Origin of the sequence: Trebonia sp. (genome assembly GCF_049794275.1) — a bacterium.
Classification (GTDB): Bacteria; Actinomycetota; Actinomycetes; order Streptosporangiales; family Streptosporangiaceae; genus Trebonia.
In genome coordinates this window covers 1-6,180 of record NZ_JBARCR010000355.1, presented here as the reverse complement: position 1 = coordinate 6,180, position 6,180 = coordinate 1, and the positions used below count along the sequence as shown (strand labels likewise).

Below are 6,180 nucleotides of genomic sequence, written 5' to 3'. Positions count from 1 at the left end.
GGCTGGTACTGCTGGTGCTGGCGGGGCGCCGGGCGGCTGCCCGTGGCGGTTCTGGTGGCGGTTCTGGTAGCGGTTCTGATGGCGGTTCTGGTGGCGGCGCCGGGCGCGGGGGCGGTCTCGGGCGGCCGGCGCTGGTCGCGGCGGTGGGGACCGGGCTGACGATCGCCGCCTACACCACGGTCGACGGCCTCGGAGTGCGGCTGTCCGGATCGTCGGTGGCGTACATCGGCTGGCTGATGCTGCTGGAATCGCTGTGCGTGCCCGCGTGGGCGCTGGCCAGACGGCGGCACGTGCTGCTGTCAGGAACGTCACGGCGGGTGCTGTGGTCCGGGCTGCTTGCCGGCGGCCTGAGCGTGCTGGCATACGGGCTGGTGCTGTGGGCGCAGACCCGCGGCGATCTGGCGCCGATCGCCGCGCTGCGCGAGACCAGCGTGATCTTCGGGGCGGTGATCGGGACGGTGGTGTTCCACGAGCCGTTCGGCCGCTGGCGGATCGCGGCGACACTCCTGGTCGTGATCGGCGTCCTGCTGCTCAACGTGAGCTGAATGCCGGCGGTTGTGCCAGGCGGCGCGGCTTCCAGCCGCTTCTTGCTGTTATCAGGCGCGGGACTATCGTGCGGGATCAGGCCCGGATTCCGGCCTGCTGAGTCCGGCGCGTTATCCCGCGCGATCTTGTACCGGCGCGACCTGCCCGTCCGGCGGTGGCGGCACGGCGCCCGGGTGCACGATCGCGGCGATGGCCTCGACGCCGTCTATCAGGCGGGGACCGGGGCGGACCACGAGGGAGTCGGCGTCGATGGCCCACACCGGAACGCCGGGCAACGCGGCCGTCACGGCCGCGGCCTGGGCGGCCGCGTCTGCCAGGTGGTAGCCGCACGGCGCAACGATGACCAGGTCTGGCTCGGCGGCGGCGACCTCGGGCCAGGTCAGCGGCTCGGATCGGCGGCCGGGCCGGGCCGCGACCGGCTCGGCACCCGCCGCGGTCACCAGATCGGGGATCCAGTGTCCGGCCGCGAACGGAGGATCGACCCACTCGACGACCGCGACCCGCGGGCGGGGGCGGCCTTCGACCCGCGCCGCCACATCAGCCAGCCGCCCGCGGAGGTTCGCGACCAGCCGCTCGGCGCGTTCGGTCGCCCCGGTCCTTTCGCCTACCGTGAGGATCGTGTCCAGCACATCCTGGAGCGTGTACGGGTCGAGCGACAGCACGTCGGCGCTGCACCCCAGGTAGTCCAGCGCCTCCGCCACGTGCCCCGAGGGCAGCGCGCACACCCGGCACAGGTCCTGCGTCAGGATGAGGTCAGGGCGCAGCCTGGCGAGCGCGTCGGCGTGCAGCGTGTACAGGTCCTCGCCGCTGGCGAGCTGGTCACGGACGTACCGGTCGATGTCCGCCGGGGTCATGCCGGACGTGTCCCGGCCGCCTACCACGACTTCCTTCTCTGCGCGGGCCGCGGGCGGCTCGTCACACTCGAACGTGACCCCGACGAGGTCATCGCCCAGGCCGAGCGCGTACACGATCTCAGTCGCCGACGGTAGCAGTGACACCAGACGCACGTTGCCAGGATAAGGGGCGCGGTGGCTCATCTTTCTATCAGTTACGTGGGGATAATTCGGGCATTTCGGGCGCGGAAGTGGTCATAAGTGATAGGAAGTTGAGGAATGGGCCCGGGATGACGGGGCCCGGGATGGAGGGCCTCGGGGTAGTCGGGCGCCGGGGGTGCGGGGGGCCGGAGCATACTGTGGCCATGGTGGCGTGGGCGGATGTGGAGCGGGCGGAGCCTGAGTTCGCGGCGCGGGTGCGGCGGCTCTTTGATGCGGGCAGGCATAAGACGATCGCGACGCTGCGGGCCGATGGGTCGCCGCGGATCTCGGGCATCGAGTGCGAGTTCGCTGACGGGGAGCTCACGTTCGGGTCGATGCCGGGCGCGCGCAAGGGCGCGGACCTGCGACGGGATCCTCGGTTCGCGCTGCATGGCCCGACGGTTCATCCGGTGACGGGCAAGGAGGCCGAGTGGCCGGGTGAGGCGAAGATCGCCGGGCGGGCGGTTCCCGCCGGGCCAGCCGGCGAAGAAGCCGCTGCGGAGATGTTCGCTGCCGACATTTCCGAGGTCGCTATCACCCGGCTGAACCCTGAGGCGACGCTGCTGGTCATCGAGTCGTGGACGCCGCGGCGCGGGCTTCGCGTGGTCGAGCGCGAGTAACGGGCGCTACCCTCGCTCGCATGGATGAGTTCAAGGCTCGCCGGGTGGTCGACGCCCTTCGCGATCGTGGCGTCAATGCTCACCTGTTCCGCGGCGAGGCGTTCGGCGTGCGCGTGACGCTGACCGGCGGGCGCGAGGCCGAATGGGACACCGACGGCACGGCGGGTCTCGAGGCCCAGGTGATGCTCGACGGCATGCTCGTGGGCTACGTGCCCGAGATCGAAGGCTCCGAGGGATTCGACGAATCCCAGATAGTCGAGGCCATCGCCCGCACCGATTACGACCAGCCCATCGCGCACCAGCGTCCCGTCCCCGCCCCGCCTGGTCCGGCTCTCACTCGCGAAGGCGGCGTCTTCCGCCGCTTCCTCGATGGTTTCCGCTACCGGTAGGCGAGCTGCCTGGCGTCACTCCTGGAGCAGGCCCGCGGCTGCGAACGCCCGCTGGTAGATTTCGCGGATGACCTGCTCTTTGCGGGCGTTGTACTCCATCACGTGCTCGCCTCTGGCATTGGCCTCGGACGCGGCCTGCCGCTTGATGTCGGCGTACCGGTCGCGATCGTCCGGGTTGCCCCGCAGCCAGTCGCGGAAGATCCGGTGCCGAACCGGCTCGGGGCTGTCGAATCCGAAGACGTGCAGGTTGCTGCGGGGAGGCTCGTCCGCCCGCAGCGCCCGGTGGCCGTACCACCAGGGCTCGCGGATCACGAGCGTGAACCCGGCCGCCTCTAGCGCGGGCACGTAGTCCTGCTCGCGGCCGGGATCCGCCACCACCAGGTCGATGTCGATGATGGGCTTGGCCGGCAGTCCCGGAACCGAGGTCGAGCCCACATGATCGAGCTGCAGTACCCGCCAGCCGAGGACCTCGCGGATCCTGGCGGCGAGTTCCTCGTAGCGCTGCGGCCAGCCGGGGTCGGGCTCGGTCATCTCGATCCCGGTACCGGGGGCGGCGCCAGGAACCCATGGATCGGCTCCCGGTGGCGGCGGGGAGTCGTCAAACGCGATGATCTCGGCTCGGGTGGGCATTGCCGCAGTCTATTTACCGGCGGGTGAATGTCAGGTGGGTGACGCCGCTCGGGGAGCTGACCGCCTCGACGTCAAAGCGCTCCTCGAGGCCCTCGGAACCGTCCCACAGCCGCTCCCCTCGCCCCAGGACGATGGGCACCAGCACGATGTGCATGTGGTCGATCAGGTCGGCGGCCAGGAACTGGCGGATGGTGGCCGGGCCGCCGCCGATGCGGACGTCGAGGCCGCCCGCGGCCTCGCGGGCGGCCGCCAGCGCTTCGGCCGGGCTGGTGTCGATGAAGTGGAAGGTCGTACCGCCCTTCATTTCTATGGAGGGCCTGGCGTAGTGGGTGAGCACGAAGACGGGGGTGTGGAAGACCGGATCGTCACCGCTGCGGGCCGAACTTGTTGCGACCCATGATCTCAGCGCCGATACCGGGTCCCCAGTTGCTCGCGAAGGCCTCGTCGACGCCAGCGCCGCCGCCGGGTTCGCCGTGCAACGTCCCGGGGGGAACTCATCGCTACAGGATGCTGCGCCGCCGCAGCTCCAGGTAGGAGATCCAGCCGACCGGGATGGGCAGCCAGAACGTCGCCGTGCGGAAGATGAGCACCGCGGCTATCGCCTGGTGCGCCGGGATGCCGATGGCTGTCAGCCCGGCGGCCAGGACGGCCTCCACTCCGCCGATTCCGCCGGGCGTCGGCGCCGCCGCTCCCACCGCGTTGCCGGCCAGGTAAACGACCGCGGTCGCCAGGATGGGCGGGTGGGCGCCGACCGACCACAGCGCCGCGAGCATCGCGACCAGGTAGGCGACGGACAGCAGGACGTTGGCCGCGGAGCTGATAGCGAGCCTGACCGGATGGGAGATGGCGTCAAGCAACCGGGGCCAGACCGCCTGCAGGTGCGGCCACACGGTGCCGGTCAGCTTGGCACGGGTCTGCGGCACGGCCAGCAGGACGATGACGATTGCCAAGATCACCAGGAGCCCGATGAGCACGTCGGCACCGGGCGCGATCTTGAACCGGCTGAACCCCGACCCGGTGAGCACGCCCAGCACGATCAGCAGCAGAACCGTCGTGACGACGTTCACGATCTGCGACATCGTGACCGCGGCGGCGATAGTGCCGTCGTCCACCTCCTCGTGGTGCAGGTAGCGAGCGTTCACGGCCACGTGGCCGACGGTCGGCGGCAAGGCCACGCCCACGAACGCGCTGGCCAGCTGAACACGGAAGCCGCGCCAGATGGACAGCCGCTTGGGCACGAACGCCGCGAGGTTCTCGGCCGCCGCCAGGTAGGTCACCGCCGATCCGAACACGGCGAGGGGGAACCAGGCCGGATTGGCCTGGCTCAGCGTGCTGAGGAGGTTGACGCCAGAGAGCTGGCCGACGAGCAGGTAGCCGGCGACGGTGAGGGCGACCGCGGTGACGATGGTACGCCAGCGGAATCGTTCCAGCCGGGGTGCCGGCAGCGCGGCCCTGTCGCCGAGAAGCTCGTGCCTGATCTCGTCCAGGCAACCCGAGGCGGCGCGCATCGCCCGCCACCCCCACGGGGCGAGGGCGATCGGCTGCGTCACCGCCGCCACGGCGGCCCGATCTACCGGTCCGTAACCGGCCCGCAGCGCCGCGACGGCGGTGGCGGGACCGACGACTCTGGCCAGCGTCGTCAGTGCCTGGACCAGGTCGAGGCGGCGGGCAAGTTCGCTGGCGCCTGGCTCGGCCGCGTCGAGTGAGCAGAACCCGGCGCGGTTCCCCGAGATGAAAAGGTTGCCCGGCTGCAGGTCGTGGTGCGCGACGCCGGCGTCGTGCAGGCGTCGGAGCGACGCGAACAAGGACGCTGCGCCCGCCGGGCTCGCCCCGCCGGCCCCCGGCCGCCCGTCCGGAATGGTCGTGACGAGCACCAGCGTCTCGCCGGGCATCTCGCCGAGCAGCACCAGTACGGGGCTGGGCACGCCGGCCCGCTCCGCCAGGAAGCAGGCCAGTGAGAGCTGCTCGACCCGAGCGCGGGAAGTAAGCGCGACGTGCCCCGCGACCGCGGACCGGAGACGGGCCAGCGCCCACAATCGCCGGGCCGCGCCTGATCCACGGGTGTCGCGGCCGGACAGGTGAACGCGGATCCTGCTGCCGTCGGCCACCGTGCCTTCCTGCCGCGCGCGCCCCTGGGGTCCGGCGACCGACAGGTCCGCGGCCGTCACGCCCTGGCTGGTCAGCCAGTCAGTGAGCTCGGCGGTGGTGGGCAGTACCGACGCCGCGCCGAGCAGCCAGCGCACGACCCAACCCACTAGCAGGCCGCCGAACAGCGCGAGCACCACTGCGAAGGGCGTGAGCGTGCCGACGGCCAGCCCGCTGAGCAGCAGCGCCGCACTTGTGCGGTACCACCAGCGCTGCCAGCGCGAATGCCGGGACAGGTCGGTTCCCACCACGAACGCGACGAACGCGGTGTCCACGATGAAGATCGACGGATTGCTGCCGTGCAGCACCGCGCGTGCCACCGTCGCGTTCTCTATGCGCCAGATGACCGTCGCGATGACCGCCGCCACGACGCCGGCCAGCCCGGCAGCGACCGCGTTCAGCGCGTCCCGCCACTGGTTGCGCACCAGCACGACCAGGGACACGACCACCAGGACGAAACTGGCCACTCCGGCGACTACGGCGGCCGCGTACGCCAGCCAGCGAGGGATGGGCAGCAGCCACCTCGAGACGTCATCGGCCGCCTCGGTGCTGCCCAGGGGCAGGGCCCGGATGGCGCCAAGTACCACGGCGACGACTACGAACGCGAAAACCGCGAGCAGCAGGTCGGCGGGACGGCGCACCCGGTCCGTGCCAGCTCGCCCGCGGGCCGGGGGAACCCCGTCCGGGACGGCTGCCGCCGGGCTGACAGCCACGCCAGGCCCGCCGTGCGGTTCCTCGCCTGCGCCCGTCACCATGCCACGTCGTTACCCTGTGCATCGCGCGGCAATCCGGCAGACCCGCCTGCTGACCGTGCCG

Annotated in this window: 7 protein-coding genes; 3 read left to right on the top strand and 4 right to left on the bottom strand. The window is 71.4% G+C overall.

Annotated features, from left to right (window positions below):
• Nucleotides 1-545 (top strand): EamA family transporter (locus tag WA805_RS09815; RefSeq protein WP_425242182.1); only part of this gene is annotated, 545 nt, incomplete at its 5' end.
• A gap of 111 nt (nt 546-656) precedes the next feature.
• Here the strand turns inward: WA805_RS09815 and WA805_RS09810 are convergent.
• On the bottom strand, nt 657-1,553 hold the full coding sequence (locus tag WA805_RS09810; protein WP_425242181.1) for an ABC transporter substrate-binding protein: 897 nt from the start codon (nt 1,551-1,553) through the stop codon (nt 657-659).
• Between the two features lie 191 nt (nt 1,554-1,744).
• Between WA805_RS09810 and WA805_RS09805 the strand changes: the two genes are divergently transcribed.
• Nucleotides 1,745-2,200: a pyridoxamine 5'-phosphate oxidase family protein gene (locus WA805_RS09805; RefSeq protein ID WP_422285018.1), complete on the top strand. Its 456-nt coding sequence runs from the start codon at nt 1,745-1,747 to the stop codon at nt 2,198-2,200.
• A gap of 20 nt (nt 2,201-2,220) precedes the next feature.
• Nucleotides 2,221-2,589, top strand: coding sequence for a hypothetical protein (locus WA805_RS09800; RefSeq protein WP_422281882.1), 369 nt, complete (start codon nt 2,221-2,223; stop codon nt 2,587-2,589).
• 15 nt (nt 2,590-2,604) lie between these two features.
• On the opposite strand, the gene WA805_RS09795 is transcribed toward WA805_RS09800, so the two are convergent.
• From WA805_RS09795 to WA805_RS09785, 3 genes are all read right to left on the bottom strand, one after another.
• The gene (locus WA805_RS09795; RefSeq protein ID WP_422285016.1) at nt 2,605-3,219 is read right to left on the bottom strand and encodes a GrpB family protein; all 615 of its coding nucleotides are present in this window, start codon (nt 3,217-3,219) and stop codon (nt 2,605-2,607) included.
• A gap of 13 nt (nt 3,220-3,232) precedes the next feature.
• Complete coding sequence (locus tag WA805_RS09790; protein WP_425242180.1) at nt 3,233-3,556, bottom strand: dihydrofolate reductase family protein; 324 nt, start codon at nt 3,554-3,556, stop codon at nt 3,233-3,235.
• 163 nt (nt 3,557-3,719) lie between these two features.
• On the bottom strand, nt 3,720-6,119 hold the full coding sequence (locus tag WA805_RS09785) for a lysylphosphatidylglycerol synthase domain-containing protein (protein ID WP_425242179.1): 2,400 nt from the start codon (nt 6,117-6,119) through the stop codon (nt 3,720-3,722).
• Nucleotides 6,120-6,180 lie beyond the last annotated feature (61 nt).